At 67.2% G+C, this 20,063-nt stretch carries 19 protein-coding genes; 15 read left to right on the plus strand and 4 right to left on the minus strand.

Translation table 11 applies throughout. The annotated features are described in order from the left end of the window. Positions 1-12: 12 nt before the first annotated feature. Genes R4P95_RS07070 through R4P95_RS07085 form a run of 4 tightly spaced genes read left to right on the plus strand, consistent with a single transcriptional unit; the run spans position 13 to position 3,881 of the window. On the plus strand, positions 13-903 hold the full coding sequence (locus R4P95_RS07070) for an NUDIX domain-containing protein (RefSeq protein ID WP_317746613.1): 891 nt from the start codon (positions 13-15) through the stop codon (positions 901-903). 11 nt (positions 904-914) lie between these two features. Beyond that, a complete protein-coding gene (locus R4P95_RS07075; protein ID WP_317746484.1) occupies positions 915-1,694 on the plus strand; it encodes an enoyl-CoA hydratase/isomerase family protein in 780 nt (259 codons plus the stop codon). Between the two features lie 56 nt (positions 1,695-1,750). Continuing rightward, the gene (locus tag R4P95_RS07080; RefSeq protein WP_159926045.1) at positions 1,751-2,722 is read left to right on the plus strand and encodes a class I SAM-dependent methyltransferase; all 972 of its coding nucleotides are present in this window, start codon (positions 1,751-1,753) and stop codon (positions 2,720-2,722) included. Position 2,723: 1 nt separating this feature from the next. Next, complete coding sequence (locus tag R4P95_RS07085) at positions 2,724-3,881, plus strand: THUMP-like domain-containing protein (protein WP_317746485.1); 1,158 nt, start codon at positions 2,724-2,726, stop codon at positions 3,879-3,881. A 40-nt stretch (positions 3,882-3,921) separates the two neighbouring features. Here R4P95_RS07085 and R4P95_RS07090 read toward each other — a convergent pair whose 3' ends face one another. Beyond that, complete coding sequence (locus R4P95_RS07090; RefSeq protein ID WP_317746486.1) at positions 3,922-5,229, minus strand: PQQ-binding-like beta-propeller repeat protein; 1,308 nt, start codon at positions 5,227-5,229, stop codon at positions 3,922-3,924. 139 nt (positions 5,230-5,368) lie between these two features. Here R4P95_RS07090 and R4P95_RS07095 point away from each other — a divergent pair, with 139 nt between their 5' ends. Next, positions 5,369-6,112, plus strand: a complete 744-nt coding sequence (locus R4P95_RS07095) for an acyltransferase (protein ID WP_317746487.1) — start codon at positions 5,369-5,371, stop codon at positions 6,110-6,112. 21 nt (positions 6,113-6,133) lie between these two features. Then, positions 6,134-6,388: a DUF3253 domain-containing protein gene (locus tag R4P95_RS07100; protein ID WP_317746488.1), complete on the plus strand. Its 255-nt coding sequence runs from the start codon at positions 6,134-6,136 to the stop codon at positions 6,386-6,388. Positions 6,389-6,445: 57 nt separating this feature from the next. Here R4P95_RS07100 and R4P95_RS07105 read toward each other — a convergent pair whose 3' ends face one another. Genes R4P95_RS07105 through R4P95_RS07115 form a run of 3 tightly spaced genes read right to left on the minus strand, consistent with a single transcriptional unit; the run spans position 6,446 to position 10,106 of the window. Next, a complete protein-coding gene (locus R4P95_RS07105; protein ID WP_317746490.1) occupies positions 6,446-7,690 on the minus strand; it encodes a glycosyltransferase family 4 protein in 1,245 nt (414 codons plus the stop codon). Next, positions 7,687-9,288, minus strand: a complete 1,602-nt coding sequence (locus tag R4P95_RS07110) for a glycoside hydrolase family 57 protein (protein ID WP_317746614.1) — start codon at positions 9,286-9,288, stop codon at positions 7,687-7,689. Before R4P95_RS07110 ends, R4P95_RS07105 begins: the two co-directional genes overlap by 4 nt. A gap of 14 nt (positions 9,289-9,302) precedes the next feature. Beyond that, positions 9,303-10,106 (minus strand): class I SAM-dependent methyltransferase, encoded by an 804-nt coding sequence (locus tag R4P95_RS07115; protein WP_317746491.1) that lies wholly within the window; start codon positions 10,104-10,106, stop codon positions 9,303-9,305. A 239-nt stretch (positions 10,107-10,345) separates the two neighbouring features. Between R4P95_RS07115 and R4P95_RS07120 the strand changes: the two genes are divergently transcribed. The 9 genes from R4P95_RS07120 (at position 10,346) to R4P95_RS07160 (ending at position 20,062) form a co-directional block, all read left to right on the plus strand. Further along, complete coding sequence (locus R4P95_RS07120; protein WP_213571619.1) at positions 10,346-11,146, plus strand: electron transfer flavoprotein subunit beta/FixA family protein; 801 nt, start codon at positions 10,346-10,348, stop codon at positions 11,144-11,146. Positions 11,147-11,192: 46 nt separating this feature from the next. After that, positions 11,193-12,149, plus strand: a complete 957-nt coding sequence (locus tag R4P95_RS07125; protein ID WP_109331078.1) for an electron transfer flavoprotein subunit alpha/FixB family protein — start codon at positions 11,193-11,195, stop codon at positions 12,147-12,149. A gap of 133 nt (positions 12,150-12,282) precedes the next feature. Next, positions 12,283-13,116 carry a GNAT family N-acetyltransferase gene (locus tag R4P95_RS07130; RefSeq protein ID WP_159926063.1) on the plus strand — a complete coding sequence of 278 codons (834 nt, stop codon included), beginning with the start codon at positions 12,283-12,285 and terminating at the stop codon, positions 13,114-13,116. Beyond that, complete coding sequence (locus tag R4P95_RS07135; RefSeq protein WP_213571620.1) at positions 13,113-14,033, plus strand: lysophospholipid acyltransferase family protein; 921 nt, start codon at positions 13,113-13,115, stop codon at positions 14,031-14,033. Before R4P95_RS07130 ends, R4P95_RS07135 begins: the two co-directional genes overlap by 4 nt. A gap of 17 nt (positions 14,034-14,050) precedes the next feature. After that, positions 14,051-15,271, plus strand: coding sequence for a cysteine desulfurase family protein (locus R4P95_RS07140; protein WP_159926067.1), 1,221 nt, complete (start codon positions 14,051-14,053; stop codon positions 15,269-15,271). Then, the gene (gene mnmA / locus R4P95_RS07145; protein WP_317746492.1) at positions 15,271-16,365 is read left to right on the plus strand and encodes a tRNA 2-thiouridine(34) synthase MnmA; all 1,095 of its coding nucleotides are present in this window, start codon (positions 15,271-15,273) and stop codon (positions 16,363-16,365) included. Before R4P95_RS07140 ends, mnmA begins: the two co-directional genes overlap by 1 nt. Next, complete coding sequence (locus R4P95_RS07150) at positions 16,362-17,384, plus strand: methionine synthase (protein WP_317746493.1); 1,023 nt, start codon at positions 16,362-16,364, stop codon at positions 17,382-17,384. The genes mnmA and R4P95_RS07150 overlap by 4 nt, the downstream gene beginning before the upstream one ends. Positions 17,385-17,425: 41 nt before the next feature. Next, entirely contained in the window at positions 17,426-19,516 is a 2,091-nt protein-coding gene (gene ligA, locus R4P95_RS07155; RefSeq protein WP_317746494.1) for an NAD-dependent DNA ligase LigA, read from the plus strand. Positions 19,517-19,573: 57 nt separating this feature from the next. Continuing rightward, a complete protein-coding gene (locus tag R4P95_RS07160) occupies positions 19,574-20,062 on the plus strand; it encodes a GNAT family N-acetyltransferase (protein ID WP_317746495.1) in 489 nt (162 codons plus the stop codon). The last annotated feature ends 1 nt before the right edge of the window (position 20,063 follow it).

The following is a 20,063-nucleotide window of genomic DNA, read 5'->3' on the forward strand; positions in this document are numbered from 1 at the left end:
GGTTCCAAGATCATGGTCTCGAAGCAAGAACAGGCGGCAGTCGACGCCGTCGACGTGTCACCGAAGGACGCGTCGACGGTCATCCTGATCCGGGATGCGACACCGGAACTCCCAGGGCGCGGCATCGAGGTATTTCTCCTGCGCCGCGTCAAGGGCATGGCGTTCGCCGGAGGTATGACGGTGTTTCCGGGAGGCGGTGTCGACCCGTCGGATGCCGTGGCGGACGTGCAGTGGGCCGGACCTCCCGTCGAGTGGTGGGCCGAACGCTTCTCCACCGACCCCGCCCGGGCGAAGGCTCTGGTGTGCGCGGCGGTACGTGAAACATTCGAGGAATGTGGCGTGCTGCTCGCGGGCGGAAGCACGGACACGGTAGTGGCCGACACGTCGCACTACGCGCAGGCGCGCACTGCGCTCGAACGACGTGAACTTTCCTTCAGTGAGTTCCTGGCACGCGAGGAACTCGTGCTCAGAGCCGACCTCCTGCGCCCCTGGGCGAACTGGATCACGCCGATCGGCGAAGGGCGGCGTTACGACACCCGGTTCTTCGTCGCTGCGGCTCCCGACGGGCAGATCGCGGACGGGGCCACGTCCGAAGCCGAGGAAGTGACGTGGCTGAGCCCCGCGGCGGCCCTGGACGCATGGAAGCGGGGCGGCAGCGTCCTGCTCCCACCCACATGGAGTCAGCTGACGGCGTTGCAGAACTTCGATTCGGTGGCAGCGGTCCTCGCCGCGGAGCCGGAGATCCCGGTGATCCTGCCGACCCTCATCACGGACGAGGAAACGATTCGGGTCGAGTTTCCCGGGCAGGACGGTTATTACGAGGCAGGCCCGCACCCGTGGTCGGTGCGGGGACGGAAGCTGACACCGCCGGGTCGCGCCGAGTCGGCCGAGCGGAGCAAGTAGCCTCTTGCCTCATGGCTGAATTCGTCACTCTCGAGGTTTCCGAAGGCATCGGCACCATTCGACTCGCGCGTCCCCCGATGAATGCACTGAATCGGCAGGTGCAACAGGAGTTGCGGGCCGCCGCACGGGAAGCGACGGTGCATCCCGACGTCAAGGCAGTGATCGTGTACGGCGGAGAGAAGGTGTTCGCCGCAGGCGCCGACGTCAAGGAAATGGCCGAGATGAGCTTCGGCCAGATGACGGATGTCATCACCGATCTGCAATCGGACCTGGCCGCGGTCTCGGAGATTCCCAAGCCGACCGTCGCCGCGATCACGGGGTACGCGCTCGGCGGCGGCCTCGAGGTCGCACTCTCGGCCGACCGGCGGATCGCCGGCGACAACGCCAAGCTCGGTGTCCCCGAGATCCTTCTCGGCATCATTCCCGGTGGCGGCGGCACTCAGCGTCTCGCTCGGCTGATCGGTCCCTCGAAAGCGAAAGACCTGGTGTTCACCGGGCGCTTCGTCAACGCCGACGAGGCGCTGGCGATCGGTCTGGTCGACGAGGTGGTGGCGCCCGACGACGTGTACGAGGCAGCTCGACGATGGGCGTCCCAGTTCACGAAGGGCGCCGGCCGCGCGCTGGCCGCGGCGAAAGCCGCCATCGACCAGGGATTGGACGTCGACCTGCACAGCGGACTGGCGGTCGAGCGCCAGCTGTTCGCGTCCCTGTTCGCCACCCAGGACCGCACGATCGGGATGGAATCGTTCATCGAGAACGGCCCCGGTAAGGCTCAGTTCACCGGCGAGTAGCCTGAGCCCGGAAAACTAGAACCTGTTCACTCTTACCAGCGAGTAGGATTTGCCGCATGACTGCTAGCGCCCACGACGACCCCGCTCCTCATCCGCACGCCACCGCCGAAGAGGTCGAGGCGGCGCTGAAGGACACCAAACTCGCCCAGGTGCTCTACCACGACTGGGAAGCCGAGACGTATGACGAGAAGTGGTCCATCTCGTACGACGAGCGGTGCATCGACTACGCGCGGGGTCGCTTCGACGCCGTCGCGGGAGATCAGCCCCTTCCGTACGAGCGGGCGCTCGAACTGGGCTGCGGTACCGGCTTCTTCCTTCTCAATCTGATGCAGGGCGGGGTCGCGAAGACCGGTTCGGTGACCGACCTCTCGCCAGGCATGGTCAAGGTGGCATTGCGCAACGCCGAGGGTCTCGGGTTGCCCGTCGACGGCCGTGTCGCCGACGCCGAAACGATTCCGTACGACGACAACACGTTCGACCTCGTGGTCGGGCACGCTGTGCTACATCACATCCCGGATGTGGAGCAGTCGCTCCGCGAGGTACTGCGGGTGCTGAAGCCCGGTGGGCGCTTCGTGTTCGCCGGCGAGCCCACCACCATCGGCAACTTCTACGCCCGCTGGCTCGGCCGCGTCACGTGGGAGACCACGACGCGTGTCACCAAGCTGCCCTTCCTTGCCGATTGGCGTCGCCCGCAGGCGGAACTGGACGAATCCTCCCGCGCTGCGGCACTGGAAGCCGTCGTCGATCTCCACACGTTCGATCCGAGTGATCTCGAGAAGATCGCCGAGTCCGCGGGCGCCGCGCAGGTGCACGCCGCCACCGAGGAGTTCGCCGCCGCCCTGCTCGGGTGGCCCGTCCGCACCTTCGAGGCCGCTGTTCCGCCGGAGAAGTTGGGCTGGGGCTGGGGCCGTTTCGCGTTCACCGGATGGAAGACGCTCAGCTGGGTCGACGAGAAGATCCTCCGCCATGTGGTGCCGCGCGGCTTCTTCTACAACGTCATGATCACCGGCGTAAAGCCCGGCAACTGAATTGGGCTATGCGTTCACTCCCGAAGACGTGGAGTTCCTGCAGAGTGCTGCAGGCGCAGCAGCTCTCGCCGAGGTAGACGAACTTGCGCTGACCACGTCGACGCGCCTGGCCGATATCGGCCAGGCGCGTTCGCGTTTCGGCTCACGGGTGGCCATGCTGGTGGAGACGGTGCTGTTGCGGCGCAAGGCCTCGATCAAGTTGCCCGGCAGCGAGCACTGGCTCTTCACCGATGATGCACTGCAACAGGCGACTCCGCGTGCCGTGGCAGCCCACCGCGCGACGCGCCTGGCAGAGCGGAACGTTCACGACGTCACCTGCTCGATCGGTGCGGAACTCGCTGCTGTCATCGGGACGGCCAATACGGTGGTCGGCAGCGACATCGATCCCGTCCGGCTGCTCATGGCCCGGCACAATGTTCCCGCTGCGGCGATCGTGCGCGCAGACGCATTGGTGCCGTGTACCCGCGACACCGTCGTGCTCGCAGATCCGGCGCGGCGGTCGGGTGGCAGGCGCACACATGATCCCGCTGCTCTCGAGCCGCCACTACCCGACCTCATCGACGCGTACCGAGGCCGTGATCTCGCGGTGAAGTGCGCTCCCGGCCTCGATTTCGATCGGCTCGACTGGGAAGGCGAGGTCGAGGTCGTGTCCCTCGACGGTGGCGTCCGTGAGGCGTGTCTGTGGTCGGCCGGACTGTCGGGTGCCGGAGTCACTCGCCGGGCAAGCGTCCTCGACTCCGGAGGCGCGGTGTGGACGGTGACGGACGCCGAGGACGACGACATCCCCGAACACGCGCCGGGGGAGTGGATCGTCGATCCTGACGGCGCTGTGGTCCGGGCGGGTTTGGTGCGGCACTACGCCGCCCGGCACGGACTGTGGCAGCTCGATCCTCGGATCGCTTATCTCACGGGCGATTCGGTTCCCGCGGGCGTGCGGGGCTTTCGAATTCTCGAGCAGGTGAAATATTCGGAGAAGTCGCTGCGGCAGGAGCTCGCCCGCCACGACTGCGGTGCGGCGGAGATCCTCGTGCGCGGCGTCGACGTCGATCCGGCCGTGCTGCGTCCCAAGTTGAAGCTTCGCGGAAACCGCTCGCTCAGTGTGGTGATCACGCGGATCGGCCGATCGGGCGTCGCCTTCATCTGCGCTCCGCCCCCGTGAGTACTTGTCAACTACGGGATGTTAACAAGTACTCACGGGGTCAGCGGAGGACGAACAGCTCCCCGAGCAGCGTCGGAGTGAGGACCTCACCCTCAGGGCCGATGGACGTGCCGACCGTGAATCCCTTCGCCCCCGGCAGGGTGTCCTGATCGAGCGTTTCGCCGGTGGAGGTGTCGAACGTGAGCGCCGCCAGTCCGTCCACACCCTCGCGGATCACCGAGTAGCCGGTGGATCCGGCCGTCTGGGCGGGGACTCCCAAATGCAGTAGATCCCTACGTTCCCAAGCAAGTTCGGCGTGGTCGCCCTTGTCCTGCAGCGCAAGGAGGTGGCCGTCGAGTCCGCCCGCGGGAATGATCAGACCGTCCGCGGACGTCGACGGGCTGCCCGCAGCGGCGTACCCGATGTCGTAACTCCACTTCGGATCACCCGTCGCAGCGTCGATCGCCCACACCGTGCCCCAGTTGTCGTTGACGTACACGACGGAACCGTCAGCCGACAGATCGGGGCTCGATGCGCTGCCCCCCGGCAGGGTGTCGCTGGACCATTCCTGGCTGATCGTGGGATTGTCGCCGCCGGAGTATTTCATCGCGACGAGGTCGGCCTCGGTCGCGCCGGGCGCAAAGAACGTGAAGTAGAACGTGCCGGACGCCAGGTCGATGGCCGGCATGTTGGCCACCGGGCAGTCGGGGGAGCCGAAGAAGCAGCCGCTGAGGCCCTTGTCGTCGGGAAGGATGTCCACGTTCGCGCCGTCGGCGACGGACGGTGGCGGGATGAGGTCGTACGACGCCACCACTTTTTGCCCGGTCTGCGGATCGAGCACGCTGATCTGCCCGAGCTGGGTGATGAACAGCAGGTTGCCGTCGCCCGTGAATTGTGCCGACAGCGGTGTTCCGACCACCGGTGTGCGCCAACGTAACTGGCCGTGTTCGTTGAACGAGTTCATGGCTCCGTTCTCGCCCACGTAGACATTGGCGGCGCCGTCGACCACCGGGGTGGACGCCACGACTCCGGGGGCAAGCTGGCGGCACCAGCGTTTGCGGCCGCTCTCCATCTGGAAGGAGAAGAGATTGCACCCCTTCTCGGTGCGAGCGGTGAGGAAGATCTGGCCGCTTGCCGCCACGGATGCGTAGTTCGCCACCGGCCCACCGAGGGGCCGCGACCACGCGAGCGAGACGTCGCGCGACCCTGTCACCGGACTGGTGTCACTGTTGCGGGCGTCCGCATGCATCCCCGGCCACCCGCCCGCGGAGAAGATGTCGTCGACGTGCGCCCCGCCCCCGCAGCCGCTGAGGACGACAGCCGAGATCGTCGCCAGCGCCAGTACTGACGAACGTAGGACCCGCCGCATTACATCTCCTCAGTTTTCGACAAACGCTCGGCCCAGAGACTATCCCGCCGAGGCAGGCACGATCGGCACACCCCGAACGGTGTCGGTGTCCGGACACACCCGCGCACGGCTCCGGCGGGTGAACGTAGGCTGACGGGCTATGACGAGCATGTGGGGCGCACCGTTGCGTACGAGGTGGAAGGGATCCCGGCGGAAGGACAGCGAGCAGGCCCGCTTCCTGACCCTCGACTCGCTGCGCTGGGTGCTGGTGAACAAGGCGTACACGCCGTGGTACCTGGTGCGGTACTACCGGCTGGCCAAGTTCAAGCTCGCCAACCCGCACGTGATCCTGCGGGGCATGGTGTTCCTCGGCAAGCGCGTGGAGATCCACTCGACTCCGGATCTGTCCCGCCTCGAAATCGGTCGCTGGGTCCACATCGGTGACGGCAACGCGATCCGGTGCCACGAGGGGTCGCTGCGTATCGGCGACAAGGTGGTGTTCGGCAAGGACAACGTGGTCAACACGTACCTCGACATCGAGATCGGAGCGTCCACGCTCGTCGCCGACTGGTGCTACATCACCGACTTCGATCACCGCATGGACGACATCAACGTGCCCATCAAGGATCAGGGCATCGTGAAGGGCCCGGTACGCATCGGTCCCGATACCTGGGTGGCCGCCAAGGTCACGGTCCTCCGCAACACCCGGGTGGGACGCGGTTGCGTGCTCGGCGCCCACGCCGTCGTCAAGGGCGACATTGCTGATTTCAGCATCGCAGTGGGATCGCCCGCCAAGGCCGTGAAGAATCGCAGGGCCGAGTGGGAGGCCGGCGCCGAGGAGCGGGCCAAGTACATCGCCGCACTCGAGGACATTGCCCGCAAGAAAGCGGCCCGAGAGGGCTGAGCCGGGTGGCATAGTCGACCCATGGGCGTCTCGGACCGCGAACTCGAGGATCGTATCCGCGAGCTGCTGTATGCGCGGGCGGCGGATTCGAGTATCTGCCCGTCGGATGTGGCCCGCGCGATCGCCCCCGACGAGTGGCGACCTCTCATGGAGCCGGTGCGCCAGGCCGCCCGACGCCTTGTCGCGGCAGGGGAAGTCGAGATCACCCAGCGGGGTGCGGTGGTGGATCCGGACTCGGTGCGTGGTCCGATCCGGATTCGCCGTGTCCACGGGTGAGGCGAATGTACCGTTCGGCGCGCTGGAGGCGTCCGGCGGTACATTCGCCCTCGCGACTCAGCGTCCGGGCAGGGGGCGCTCGGGAATAACCGGGCGCGCCAAGGGGTGTCGCACGCGGCGTTTGGCGCCGGCGTAAACGTGCGCCGTGTCTTCGGCCACTGTGTGCCAGTCGAAATCCGCGGTGAGGCGGTCGCGGGCGGCAACTGCTCGTTGCTGCGCCGCCGCCGGATCGTCGAGAACCTCCCGAACCGCCGAGGTGAGTCCCGTCACATCGCCGGGAAGGAAGGACATGCCGGTCACTCCGTCGACGACCGCCTCGCCGAGACCGCCGGCGGTAGACGTCACCAGCGGAGTTCCGGAGGCGGCAGCCTCGAGCGCGATGATGCCGAACGGCTCGTAACGGCTGGGCAGCACGATGGCATCGGCGCCGTGCAGCCAGCTCAGCAGTTCGGAGTGGTCGAGATTGCCGAGGAAGTTGACGGCGCGGGCAACGCGGTGAGTGCGGGCCTGCTGATAGAGCCAGGTGAACTGGGTGCCCTCACCCGCGATCGACAGTGTGGTCCCCGGGTGACTCCGGCGGATACGGGGAAGCGCGGCGATCGCATCCTGCACCCCCTTCTCGTACTCGAGGCGGCCGACGAACAACAGCTTGGGTGGACCCGATCGCGGCGCGCGTCGACGAAAATTCCACGTGGTCACGTCGATCCCGTTGCGTATCACAGTGATCGGCGGAAGATGGGGCCCGTAGAGGGTGGTCACCTCGTCCTGCATCGATGCCGAGCAGGTGATGAGCGCATCGGAGTCGTTGGCCAGCCACCATTCGACCGAATGCACCTGACGGTTGATGCGGCCCGACACCCAGCCGCTGTGGCGGCCGGCTTCGGTGGCGTGCAACGTGGATACCAAAGGCACGTCGTAGAATTCGGCGAGTGCGATGGCCGGATGTGCTACCAGCCAGTCGTGGGCATGCACCACGTCGGGCTGCCATCCTTCTCCGACACCCGGCTTGTGCAGGGCGACGCCGGCCCGCACCATGGCGTGCCCCATGGCAAGTGTCCACGCCAGCATGTCCTCGCCGAACACGAAATGCGGCGGATCTTCGGCGACGGCGACGACGAGTACGCCTTCTTCGATGTGGGTGACGGTGGGGTGCGTGGACGCATCGGTTCCCGACGGCCGCCGCGACAGCACCACCACCTCGTGGCCGGCGGCGGCAAGAGCGGTCGCGAGGTGGTGCACGTGGCGGCCGAGGCCGCCCACGACCACGGGCGGGTACTCCCACGACACGATGAGGATTTTCACGAGGCCACTCCCGAGACGCCGACCGCCGATGCTGCGGAACGGACAGGCAGGCGCCGGGCGTCCAGGCCGGGGAACAGGCCGTCGGCAGCGTTCCAACCGGCCGCGAGGCGCGCCGCCGACGCGTCGTTGCCCGCAGCCACCGCGGCCGCGATCTCGCGCATCGCGTGCGCGTGCTTGTGTGCCCGGTCGCGCGCATACTCCGCCGCAGAGTCCTTGCTGACCATGAATGCCCAGTCGCTCGACACCGTCATGAGTGCCTCTCGCAGAATCTGATCGTTGATGCGGTTGCGGAGTTCGGGTCTTCCGGGTGCAGAACCGAGGCTACGGGCTTTGTCGACCGTGTCCAGTGCGGCCCCGACCACCTCGGAGTTGAGTGCCACCAGATCGGACACCTTCTCGCCCGCCCACACCCGCCAGTCCTTGCCGGACCCCCACGACGAGTTCTCCAGGGGGACCGGCGCACCGACGTATCCCTGGGTGCGGGCGTCCTCGAGGGTGCCGACCCGGATTCCCGCCTCGGGGAGAGCGCGCAGCACCTTCTCGAGCCACTCGGGGCCTTCGTGCCACCAGTGCCCGAACAGCTCGGTATCGAAGGCTGCAACGACGACCGCTGGGCGCCCGATTCGCTCGGCCTCTCCGCGCAGTCGCCTGCGGACCGTGGAAACGAAGTCGGCGACGTGCCGGTCGACGGCGGCGGACGCCAGTTCCGGGTCGTACGGCGCCTTGTCCGCCGAGTCCACCGTGCGGCCGGTGACCCGGGCGGGCTTCAGTCCGGTGGCATGGTCGTAGGTGTGGAAGTCCCGGTAAGCGCCATGGCCGGGGTAACCCGACTTCGGCGACCACACCCGGTAACTGACCTGCAGGTCGCGGCCGAACGCGACGACGTCGGAGTCTCGGACCGGCCGACCGAGGGAGGTGTCCCCGCGCAGGGCGGGACCGTCGACCATGAAGTGGGTGACCCCCGCCTCGGCGTAGCCGATCTCCATGCCCGGGGTGTAGGCGCATTCGGGCCCCCAGATGCCCGTGGGTGTGGTGTTCCACCTGTTCTTCGCGTCGGCGAGTCCCTCCCTCAAGGAGAACTCGCGCAGTCGTGGCTCGAGCAGCGGCTGGAACGGGTGCGCGAGGGGGCCGCCGAGAAGCTCGAAGGCTTCCCGATCGAGAAGATCGCGTAGGACGGGCGAGCCACCGTGCCGCCACCGCAGTTCGAAATCGGTGAGTGCGTCGGCGGAGGCGCGGTGCTCCCGGGCGCCGAGATCGCGGTGTGCGTCATCGGGCATTCCGGCAGCTTCGTGAGCTCGAATCTGCCAATTCCCCAGCCAGTGATGCATGCCCGTCAGGCAGTGCGGATCATCGAGTTGAGCGGCGAGGACCGGGGTGATCCCCAGAGTCAGGAGATGGGAGCGGCCTTCGTCGGACAGTCGCCGCAACATGGCCGTGAGGGGAAGGTACGACGCGGCCCACGACTGGTACAGCCACTCCTCTCCGACCGGCCAGCGGCCGTGATGGGCGAGCCAGGGCAGGTGCGAGTGCAGAACCAGGCAGAACATGCCCGGCTCCGTGTGGTCGGGCGGGCGCGTCCCGCTTCCCACGCTCCCCATTCGTGTGGAATCGGTCACTGCACGGGATCCTTCACCGCGACGGCCACGAGGTCGAGGCTGTCGTCGATGTTGCCCTCGCGCAAGACGAAGTCGTCGACCGTGATGCCCTCGACGTCACGGGTGAGTTCCGCCGGCCAGGGCTCGCCCGCGAGGGCCCGGTCGATCTGGGCGCCGATGAACGAACCGCCGTGCTTGGCGTCGAGTGCCTTCAGTCGTTCACCGTGGTGGACGCCGGTCATCAGCGACACCGTGAACCCCGCTTCCTCGAGCAGCTCGGTCAACTCGGCGGCGTCGAGTTCACGGGTGTGGAACGGGTTGAGCGGTGTGTCCCGACCGGGCGAGAACGTAATTCGGTTGGGGGTGCTGACGAGAAGTTCTCCGCCCGGCGTCAACACGCGGAAGCATTCCCGCAGAAACTGTGCCTGATCCCAGAGATGTTCGATCACCTGAAAATTGACGACGGCGTCCACCGAGGCATCGCCGAGGGGAAGCTCGGCCAGGTTGCCGTGCAGCATCTCGACCCGGGGGTACCGGGCCCGAACGTGTTCGACTGCGGAAATGTCGTAGTCGAGGCCGGTGACGCGCACCGCCACGTCGGCAATCATGTTGGCGCCGTAGCCTTCTCCCGATCCTGCTTCGAGGACGGTCCGGCCGGCGCAGCGGGGCAGGAGGTCGCGGTAGACCACCTCGTGACGCCGGAACCAGTAGTTCTCCTCGGGGATGCCGGGCACGGTCCGCTCGCCCGTGAGGGGCAGTTGCTTGTCTCCGGTTGCGGGCAGCGGTGCGTTCTCGCGGTCGCCGACAAATGATTCGCTCACCGGTGGGAGATTAGTGCCACTGACGAGGTCGCTCGTCCCGGTGGTCCACATCACAGCACCGAAAGTGATGTTCCGGCTTATGGTGAACGAGGCTTTCGCGCAAGTTACCAGCGGGTAACTTAACGTGAGGTAATCTGTCGCAGAGCAATTGTGCGAGGACATACGAAGACGAGAGCTCCGCTCATGCGGAGCAACTCGCGATAACCAGGCAAGTACACACAGGAGGTCGACGAAGACCCATGACGAACATCGTTGTTTTGATCAAGCAGGTCCCCGACACATGGTCCGAGCGCAAGCTGACCGACGGTGACTACACGCTTGACCGCGAGGCCGCCGACGCCGTGCTCGACGAGATCAATGAGCGGGCCGTCGAGGAAGCGCTTCTCATCAAGGAGGCGCAGGGCGGCGAGGTGACCGTGTTGTCCGCAGGTCCGGACCGCGCCACCGACGCCATCCGCAAGGCCCTGTCCATGGGTGCCGACAAGGCTGTGCACATCAATGACCCCGCACTCCACGGTTCCGACGCGGTCCAGACGGCGTGGACGCTTGCGGCCGCTCTCGGACAGATCACGTTCGAGAACGACGAGCCCGCCGACCTGATCATCGCCGGCAACGAGGCCACCGACGGCCGGATGGGCGCGGTTCCCGCGATCATCGCCGAGTACCTGGGCATCCCACAGCTCACGCAGCTGCGCAAGCTCACGGTTGCCGACGGCGTCGCGACCGGTGAGCGGGAGACCGACGAGGGTGTGTTCGGCCTCGAGGCGAACCTGCCTGCCATCGTGAGCGTCACCGAGAAGATCAACGAGCCCCGTTTCCCCTCCTTCAAGGGCATCATGGCCGCGAAGAAGAAGGAAGTCATCACCTACACTCTGGCCGACCTCGGTGTGGACCCGGAGACCGTCGGTGTCGCGAACGCGGGCACCACCGTCACCGCCTCGACGCCCAAGCCCCCGCGTACCGCTGGTGAGCGCATCGTCGACGAGGGCGACGGCGGCAGCAAGATCGCCGCATACCTCGTCGGCCAGAAGATCATCTGATCCGCGCCCTCCATAGACCAGCAGACATATACAGGGAGAGTTAGACATGGCAGAAGTACTGGTGCTCGTCGAGCACGCAGAGGGTGCACTGAAGAAGGTCAGCACCGAATTGATCACCGCCGCTCGCGCGCTCGGTGAGCCGGCCGCAGTGGTCACCGGTCCCGCCGGTACCGCGGACAAGCTCGCCGACGCACTCGCGGCCGCCGGCGCAGCCAAGATCTATGTCGCCGAGTCGGATGACATCGAGGGCTACCTGGTGACCCCGAAGGTCGACGTCCTCGCGTCGCTCGTCGAGTCCGCTGCCCCGGCCGCGGTCATCACCGCCGCGAGCATCGAAGGCAAAGAGGTCTCCGGACGTCTCGCCGCCCGCATCGGATCCGGCCTGCTCTGCGACGTCGTCGACGTGAAGTCCGACGGCAGCGCTGTGCACTCCATCTTCGGTGGCGCGTTCACCGTCGAGGCCAAGGCCAACGGTGACGTCCCGGTCATCTCGGTGCGTCCGGGTGCCATCGAGGCGAAGCCGGAGGCGGGCGCGGGCGAAAAGGTCGAGGTCGAGGTTCCCGCGCAGGACGAGGGCGTCGTCAAGATCACCTCGCGTGATCCGATCGTCGGCGGCGACCGGCCCGAGCTCACCGAGGCGACCGTCGTCGTCTCCGGTGGCCGTGGCGTCGGCAGCGCAGACAAGTTCTCCGTCGTCGAGGAACTCGCCGATTCGCTCGGCGCCGCGGTGGGCGCCTCGCGTGCCGCTGTGGACTCCGGCTACTACCCGGGCCAGTTTCAGGTCGGTCAGACCGGTAAGACGGTCTCCCCGCAGCTGTATATCGCGCTCGGCATCTCCGGTGCCATCCAGCACCGCGCAGGTATGCAGACGTCGAAGACCATCGTCGCCGTGAACAAGGACGAGGAAGCGCCGATCTTCGAGATCGCCGACTTCGGCATCGTCGGCGACCTGTTCAACGTGGCTCCGCAGCTCACTGAGGCTGTCAAGACCCACAAGGGCTAGATATCGCCCGTCGGCGGCCCCGTTCCCCTCGAGGGAGCGGGGCCGCCGTCGTATCTATACCGTTCACCCCGGCTGCATCGACACGACACCTCGTCGATGCCCCGCCGCCGCCCCTGCTCGGTAAACCTGCGCCATGACAACTTCGTCTGTTCTTCGCGCAGCGAGTGACACCGCCGATACCGTTGTAGTTCCACCCCGGTACTCTCTCGTCGTCTCCTCCGACCGCGAGCATCGGGTGGCGGCCCAGCGGCTGCGTTACCGCGTGTTCGCCGCGGAGCCGGGTTTTTCGGTTCCCGCCACCACCACCGGGCTCGAGGCCGACCGATTCGACGAATTCTGTGACCATCTACTCGTCCGCCACGAGGCCACCGGCGAATTCGTCGGCTGCTACCGCATGCTTCCGCCGGATGCCGCCGCGCAGGCCGGTGGCTATTACACGGCCACCGAGTTCGACATCTCGGCCCTGGACCCGCGAGGCAATCGGATCGTGGAGATGGGCAGGGCGTGCGTCGACCCCGACCACCGTTCCGGCTCGGTACTGAGCCTGATGTGGTCCGGAATTCTCCACTACCTGCAGCTGACCGGCTACGACTGGGTGATGGGCTGCGTGTCCGTGCCCATGCAGGAGCATCCCGATGTTCCGGCCGGCTCCAACGTGCGCGGTGTGCGAGATCTGCTCCTGAGCAAGCACGGCAACGACCCTGCGGCCCGGGTCGTTCCCCGCAACCCCGTCCGCGTGGCCGGTAGATCCCTCGACGAGATCGAGCCACCCGCCCGGCCTTCGCTGCCCCCGTTGCTGCGGGGGTACCTCCGTCTGGGCGCGAAGGTGTGCGGGGAGCCGGCGCACGACCCGGAATTCGGTGTCGCCGACTTCGTCGCGCTGCAGGGACTGCATCACGCGAACGAGCGTTACCTCGAACGGCTGCGTTCGGCATCGGCGTACCTCGAAACCGGGACCCAGGCGTGAGCACCACCTCGAGCGAGACGCCGGTTCCCGTCCACGCCTGGATGCCGTCGAGTCCGTGCGGCAGCAGATGCCTGCCCCCGGAGGCGCCGGGCGTCTCGGCCGTTGTCGTCGCGATCCGGTGGTTCCTCGTAGCCTCCGCCCTGGTGACCGCGCCGCTGCTGACGGCCGGGTGCGTGATGCCACAGACGTGGCGGACCGGTCTTCAACGCCGGTACGCGGCAATGCTGCTGCGGTGTGTGGGCCTGCGGCTCGAGGTGGTCGATCACCGCGGCAAGCGGCGGCACGAGGGTGGCATCCTGGTGGTGGCGGGCCACGTCTCCTGGACCGACGTCCTGGTTCTCAATGCCCTTCACCCGGCAAGCTTCGTTGCGCGGGGAGACCTTCTCGACTGGCCGATCCTGGGGTCGCTCGCGCGGCGGATGCGGATCGTCCCGATCGACCGGCACGACCTGCGGGCGCTGCCCGGCACCGTGGCCGCAACAGCGACACGACTGCGGGACGGCGAAAGGGTGGCCGCCTTCCCGGAGGGGACGACATGGTGTGGGCGCGCGTACGGAGGTTTCCGCCCGGCGCTGTTCCAGGCGGCGATCGACGCGGAGTGCCCGGTGCAGCCGGTGTCCCTGCGGTACACGATGCGCGGGGGAGAATTGACCACCGGGCCGTGCTTCGTGGGTGAGGAGACGATCGGCGGGTCGATTCGGCGAATCATTCGGCACAAAGGCGTCGTCGCCGAAGTCCGGCTGGCGCCGATCGAGTACCCGGGGGAGTCGCGCCGGGATCTTGCCGCCCGCTGTGAGCGCGCCGTGCGGGGGTCCGAGCCCATCGATCTCGCAGCGCACGACATCCTCGATCCGACGCGGGAGCCCGCCCAGGGGGCCGGTACCCGGATCGAGACGGAAGAGCGCCTGATCGCCTGAGCTATCCTGGTCGGGTCATGACCTCTGCCCGCAGTGCCGACAGCCCTGTCTACCTGGACCACGCAGCTACCACTCCCATGGTGCCGGCGGCCGTCCAGGCGATGACCGACGTCTTCTCGACCGTGGGCAATGCGTCCTCGCTGCACGGCTCGGGGCGTGCCGCCCGCCGACGTATCGAGGAGGCGCGCGAATCGATCGCGGCCGACCTCGGGGCCCGTCCGTCCGAGGTGATCTTCACCTCCGGCGGAACCGAAAGTGACAACCTGGCGGTCAAAGGCATCTTCTGGGCCCGCCGCGACGCTGATCCCGCCCGGGTGCGGATCATCACGAGTTCCGTCGAGCATCATGCCGTCCTCGACGCGGTGGAGTGGCTCGAGCAGCACGAAGGCGCTCAGGTTTCGTGGCTTCCGGTCGACGAGCGCGGTCGGGTGTCCCCGCACGTGCTGCGCGACGAGTTGGCCCGCCATGCCGACGAAACCGCACTGGTCACGATCATGTGGGCCAACAACGAGGTCGGCACGATCATGCCGATCGCCGAACTGGCGGCGGTCGCGGCGGAGTTCGAAATTCCCATGCACAGCGACGCGGTCCAGGCCGTCACCCATCTGCCGGTCGATTTCACCGCGAGCGGTCTCTCCGCGCTCAGTATCGCCGCGCACAAGGTGGGCGGCCCGCAGGGAGTCGGTGCACTGCTGCTCGGACGGCAGGTGGCATGCGTTCCGTTACTGCACGGCGGCGGTCACGAGCGCGACCTGCGTTCGGGTACCCCGGACACGGCCGGTGTCGTCGGGATGGCGGCGGCATTGCGGCACGCCACCGCGAACCTCGACGCGCGCGCCGAGGAGTTGACCGTCCTGCGGGACCAGCTGATCACCCGAGTGCAGGAAATTCTTCCCGACGCCGTGTCGAACGGGCCGGTCGGTGCTGCACGCCTGCCCGGCAACGCCCATTTCACTTTCCCGGGCTGTGAGGGTGATTCCCTGCTGATGTTGCTCGACGCAGCGGGAATCGAGTGCTCCACCGGTTCGGCGTGTACGGCGGGCGTGGCTCGCCCGAGTCACGTCCTGACGGCGATGGGTGTGGACCCGGCCACCGCGCGGGGTTCGCTGCGGTTCTCGTTGGGACACACGTCGACGGCGGGAGACGTGGAAGCGTTGATCGCGGCGCTGCCGCAAGTAGTGGAGCGAGCCCGCGCCGCGGGGCTCGCCGGTGTCGGAGCGCGTGGAGGGAATCGTTGATGCGAGTACTGGCGGCCATGAGTGGCGGAGTCGACTCCGCCGTCGCTGCGGCCCGGGCTGTGGCCGCAGGGCATGACGTGGTCGGTGTGCACCTGGCGTTGTCCGCCGAACCGGGAACCTTGCGGACCGGATCGCGGGGGTGCTGCTCCAAAGAGGACGCCGGTGATGCCAGGCGTGCGGCGGACGTTCTCGGGATCGCCTTCTACGTCTGGGATTTCGCCGATCGCTTCAAGGAAGACGTGATCGACGACTTCGTGGCGTCCTACGCCGCCGGTGAGACACCCAACCCCTGCCTGCGCTGCAACGAAAAGATCAAGTTCGCGGCGCTGGCGGACCGCGCCATCGCACTCGGGTTCGACGCAGTGGCCACGGGTCACTATGCGCAGCTTCACGACGGGGTGCTGCGGCGCGCTGTCGATGCCGACAAGGACCAGTCCTACGTTCTCGGTGTGCTCACCGCCGAGCAGTTGTCCCGGGCGATGTTCCCGGTAGGTGACACTCCGAAAGAGCAGATCCGGGCGGAGGCGGCCGAGCGGGGTCTGGCCGTGGCGAACAAGCCCGACAGCCACGACATCTGCTTCATCCCCTCCGGCGACACCCGGGCGTTCCTCGGCGCGCGGATCGGTGTGCGCCCGGGAAGTGTGGTCGACGCCGACTCGGGTGAAGTTCTCGCGGAACATGAAGGCGTACACGGCTTTACCATCGGCCAGCGCAAGGGTCTCGGCGTCCAGGGTCCCGCAGCGGACGGACAGCCGCGGTATGTCACGGCGATCGAGCCGGAGACGGGCACCGTCCGGGTGGGTTCTGCTCGCAACCTCGAGGTGCACACGATCAGGGCCGAGCGAGCCGTCTGGACGTCGGGCCGGGTGCCGGACGCGCCGATCGAGTGCACGGTTCAGGTACGTGCGCACGGCGGCCTGGCCGAGGCCGTGGCCGAGGCAGTCGACGGCGGCATCGCCATTTCGCTGCGCGAACCCCTCACCGGTGTGGCCAAGGGTCAGGCAGTGGTCCTCTACCGAACCGATCCGGCGGGCGACATCGTCCTCGGCAGTGGAACGATCTCGGGTACCGACTCCCGTCCGACCGCGCAGTGACACACACTGTTTCGCTGGCCGGTGCCGTCACCGGCGTCGGCTCGTGGCCCGGAACCGATGCACGCGAAGCCGCCACGATCGTTCTCGGTGAACTGGGCAGGCTTCCCCACCTGGTGGAGTTGCCCGCGCGGGGGCTGGGAGCAGACTTGATCGGCCGTGCGAGCGCACTTCTCGTCGATCTGCAGCTGGACGTATCCACTACGGCGTACCGGGTGGTCTCGCGGAGAGGTTCGGTGGCCAAGCGTGCTACCGACCTGCTGAACCAGGACCTCGACGCGCTCGAAGAAGCCTGGGAGACTGCCGGTCTGGTCGGCGCCGACCATGTGGTGAAAGTGCAGGCGGTCGGACCGCTCACCTTGGCCGCGGAAGTGGAGTTCGGCACGGGCCGCCGCGTCCTCACCGATCCGGGCGCGGTGCGGGACTTCGCCGAGTCGCTGGGTGAGGGTGTGGCCCGGCATGCCGCCGAGGTGACCCGACGTCTCGGTGCGCAGGTCCTGATCCAGTTCGACGAACCGCGGTTGCCTGCGGTGCTGGCGGGTACGTTGTCCGGCCGGACCCGTCTCGAGACGGTCCGCGCGCTGCCCGAACCGGAAGCCCTCGCGGTGCTCGAGGCGACTCTCACCGGCTCCGGTGGTGTCACGATGGTGCACTGCTGCGCCGCGGGGATACCCACCGACCTGCTGCGGCGCAGTACGGCACGAGCGGTCGGCCTGGACGTGGCGCAGCTGACAGCAGCCGATCTGGACGGCATCGGGGAACTGCTCGACGCCGGGAAGGAGCTGGCTCTCGGATTGATCCCCAGCGTGGCGCCGTCGATCCCCACCACGTGGCGTGACCTCGCCGCACCGGCCGTGACGCTGATCGACCGACTCGGTTTCCCCCGCACGACACTGCGCACCCAGGTGGCGGTCACGCCGGCATGTGGGCTCGCCGGAGCAGACGAGCAGTGGAGTCGTGAGGCCCTGCGTCTGAGCACTGAAGTGAGTAGTGCGTTCACCGACGACCCCGAATCACTGTGACTCGCCGGTTGGCTGTCGGCCCGACCGGTTAATCTTCGGACGTGACTGAATCGACCGAAGCCCCGACACCCGCCCCCGGCGACGTACGGGAGCGGTGGAACGAACTGGCCGAGGAAGTGCGGCAGCATCAGTTCCGCTACTACGTCCGCGACGCGCCCGTCATTTCCGACGGTGAGTTCGATGCGCTGCTCGGACAGTTGAACGACCTCGAGAACCAGTACCCGGACCTGCGCACCCCCGACTCGCCGACCCAGCTCGTCGGCGGCGGCTTCGCGACGGATTTCACCTCCGTGGACCACCTCGAGCGCATGCTCAGTCTCGACAACGTGTTCGCCACCGACGAGTTGCGCACCTGGATCAGCCGGGTGGAACAGGAGGCGGGTGCCGATCTGCCCTACCTCTGCGAGGTGAAGATCGACGGCGTGGCACTCAACCTCGTGTACGAGAACGGCCGACTCGTGCGCGCAGCCACTCGCGGTGACGGGCGCACGGGCGAGGACGTCACACTCAACGCACGCACGATCGACGATATTCCGGAAAGGCTCACCGGCACAGACGAATACCCGGTTCCCGCCTTGCTCGAGGTGCGCGGCGAGGTGTTCTTCCGGCTCGAGGATTTCGCGGCTCTCAACGCCGCGCTCGTCGACGAAGGCAAGGCACCCTTCGCGAATCCCCGCAACTCCGCAGCCGGCTCGCTTCGGCAGAAAAATCCCGCGGTCACGGCCCGTCGCCGTCTCGGAATGATCTGTCACGGTTTCGGCCGTATCGAAGGGTTCGAGCCCGTCTCGCAGTACGACGCCTACACGGCGCTGGCCGCATGGGGTCTGCCCGTCTCCTCACATACTTCCCGCGTCGTGGGCGCCGACGCGGTGGTGGCGAAGGTCCAGTACTGGGGTGAACACCGGCACGACGTCGAGCACGAAATCGACGGACTGGTGGTGAAGGTCGACGAGATGTCGCTGCAACGCCGGCTCGGTTCCACCTCGCGAGCCCCGCGGTGGGCAATCGCGTACAAATACCCGCCCGAGGAAGCCACCACCAAGCTCCTCGACATCCGGGTCAATGTGGGGCGGACGGGACGGGTCACACCATTCGCCTACATGGAACCGGTCACCGTCGCCGGTTCCACCGTGTCACTCGCCACCCTGCACAACGGCTCCGAGGTCAAGCGCAAGGGTGTCCTGATCGGTGACACCGTGGTGATCCGCAAGGCTGGTGACGTCATCCCAGAGGTTCTGGGCCCCGTCGTCGACGTGCGCACGGGAGAGGAGCACGAGTTCCTCATGCCGACGCACTGCCCCGAGTGCGGCACCCTCCTGGCCCCGGCCAAGGAGGGGGATGCCGACATCCGCTGCCCCAATCAGCGCTACTGTCCCGCGCAGCTCCGGGAGCGGGTCTTCCACGTCGCGGGCCGGGGCGCGTTCGACATCGAGGTGCTCGGTTACGAGGCCGCGACGGGGTTACTCGAGGCCGGGGCGATCGAGGACGAGGGTGACCTGTTCTCGATCACGGAGGACGATCTCCTGAAGACGTCGATCTTCCGGACCAAGGCGGGCGCTCTCTCCGCCAACGGCCGGCGGCTCCTCGACAACCTCGACTCCGCGAAGGATAAACCGCTGTGGCGGGTGCTCGTGGCGTTGTCGATTCGTCATGTGGGACCTACGGCCGCCCGTGCGCTTGCCGGCGAGTTCGGTTCGCTCGATCGGATCCGCCAGAGTTCTGTCGAGGAGTTGGCGGCAGTGGACGGCGTGGGCGGCACCATTGCCGCGGCGGTCGCGGAATGGTTCGGAGTCGACTGGCATCTGCAGATCGTCGAGAAGTGGGCGGCGGCCGGGGTGCGCATGGAAGACGAACGTGACGAATCGATCCCGCGCAACCTCGAGGGCTTGTCGATCGTGGTGACGGGATCGCTCGAGACGTTCTCACGTGATCAGGCCAAAGAAGCCATCCTCGTCCGAGGCGGCAAGGCCGCGGGTTCGGTGTCGAAGAAGACGGCCTACGTGGTGGTCGGGGAATCACCGGGCTCGAAGCACGACAAGGCCGTCGAACTCGGTGTTCCTGTTCTCGACGAGGACGGATTCCGGCGACTGCTCGAAAGTGGGCCGGAGGCTGTGACCGATTCGGCGATGTGACCGGTTCCTCACTCCCTTTTTTTGGGCACCGTGAGGTGTCCTGCCATAGTTCTGGACATGATCGAAATACGGGATGTGACCCCGGAGGAGTACGAGGTCGTCGGCGACCTGACGGTGATCGCGTACGTCGGCGGCGGATTCGTCGAAGCGCACGATCCGTACACCGAACGCTTGCGCGATACGGCCGGACGTGTGGAGAAGGCGGATGTCCGGGTTGCCGTCATCGACGGTCAGGTCGTCGGCTCGGTCACGATCGCGGATCCGACGTCGCCCTACGCGGATGTGGCACAGCCGGGCGAGCTCGAGTTCCGCATGCTCGCGGTGTCGCCGGACGCGCGCGGCTCCGGCGTCGGTTCGGCGTTGGTGCGACACGTACTGGACAACGCCTACGACCGGGGCGACCGCGCCGTCGTGATGTCGACGCAGCCGTCGATGGAAGCCGCCCGGCGTATCTACGACCGCAACGGATTTGTTCCTGTGGCCCAACGGAATTGGAATCCGGTACCCGGCGTGGAGCTGACCGTCCTGGTCCGCGAACTGGTGTGAG

It is taken from the genome of Rhodococcus sp. IEGM 27 (assembly GCF_033142305.1).
Lineage (GTDB): Bacteria > Actinomycetota > Actinomycetes > Mycobacteriales > Mycobacteriaceae > Rhodococcus_F > Rhodococcus_F oxybenzonivorans.

Coding starts and splice junctions, on each gene's coding strand:
- R4P95_RS07130 (WP_159926063.1), top strand. CDS start 12,283: ATGACAACTTCGTCTGTTCTTCGCGCAGCGAGTGACACCGCCGATACC.
- R4P95_RS07080 (WP_159926045.1), top strand. CDS start 1,751: ATGACTGCTAGCGCCCACGACGACCCCGCTCCTCATCCGCACGCCACC.
- R4P95_RS07160 (WP_317746495.1), top strand. CDS start 19,574: ATGATCGAAATACGGGATGTGACCCCGGAGGAGTACGAGGTCGTCGGC.
- R4P95_RS07095 (WP_317746487.1), top strand. CDS start 5,369: ATGACGAGCATGTGGGGCGCACCGTTGCGTACGAGGTGGAAGGGATCC.
- R4P95_RS07140 (WP_159926067.1), top strand. CDS start 14,051: ATGACCTCTGCCCGCAGTGCCGACAGCCCTGTCTACCTGGACCACGCA.
- R4P95_RS07120 (WP_213571619.1), top strand. CDS start 10,346: ATGACGAACATCGTTGTTTTGATCAAGCAGGTCCCCGACACATGGTCC.
- mnmA (WP_317746492.1), top strand. CDS start 15,271: ATGCGAGTACTGGCGGCCATGAGTGGCGGAGTCGACTCCGCCGTCGCT.
- R4P95_RS07070 (WP_317746613.1), top strand. CDS start 13: ATGGTCTCGAAGCAAGAACAGGCGGCAGTCGACGCCGTCGACGTGTCA.
- R4P95_RS07125 (WP_109331078.1), top strand. CDS start 11,193: ATGGCAGAAGTACTGGTGCTCGTCGAGCACGCAGAGGGTGCACTGAAG.
- R4P95_RS07075 (WP_317746484.1), top strand. CDS start 915: ATGGCTGAATTCGTCACTCTCGAGGTTTCCGAAGGCATCGGCACCATT.
- R4P95_RS07110 (WP_317746614.1), bottom strand. CDS start 9,288: ATGGGGAGCGTGGGAAGCGGGACGCGCCCGCCCGACCACACGGAGCCG.
- R4P95_RS07100 (WP_317746488.1), top strand. CDS start 6,134: ATGGGCGTCTCGGACCGCGAACTCGAGGATCGTATCCGCGAGCTGCTG.
- R4P95_RS07090 (WP_317746486.1), bottom strand. CDS start 5,229: ATGCGGCGGGTCCTACGTTCGTCAGTACTGGCGCTGGCGACGATCTCG.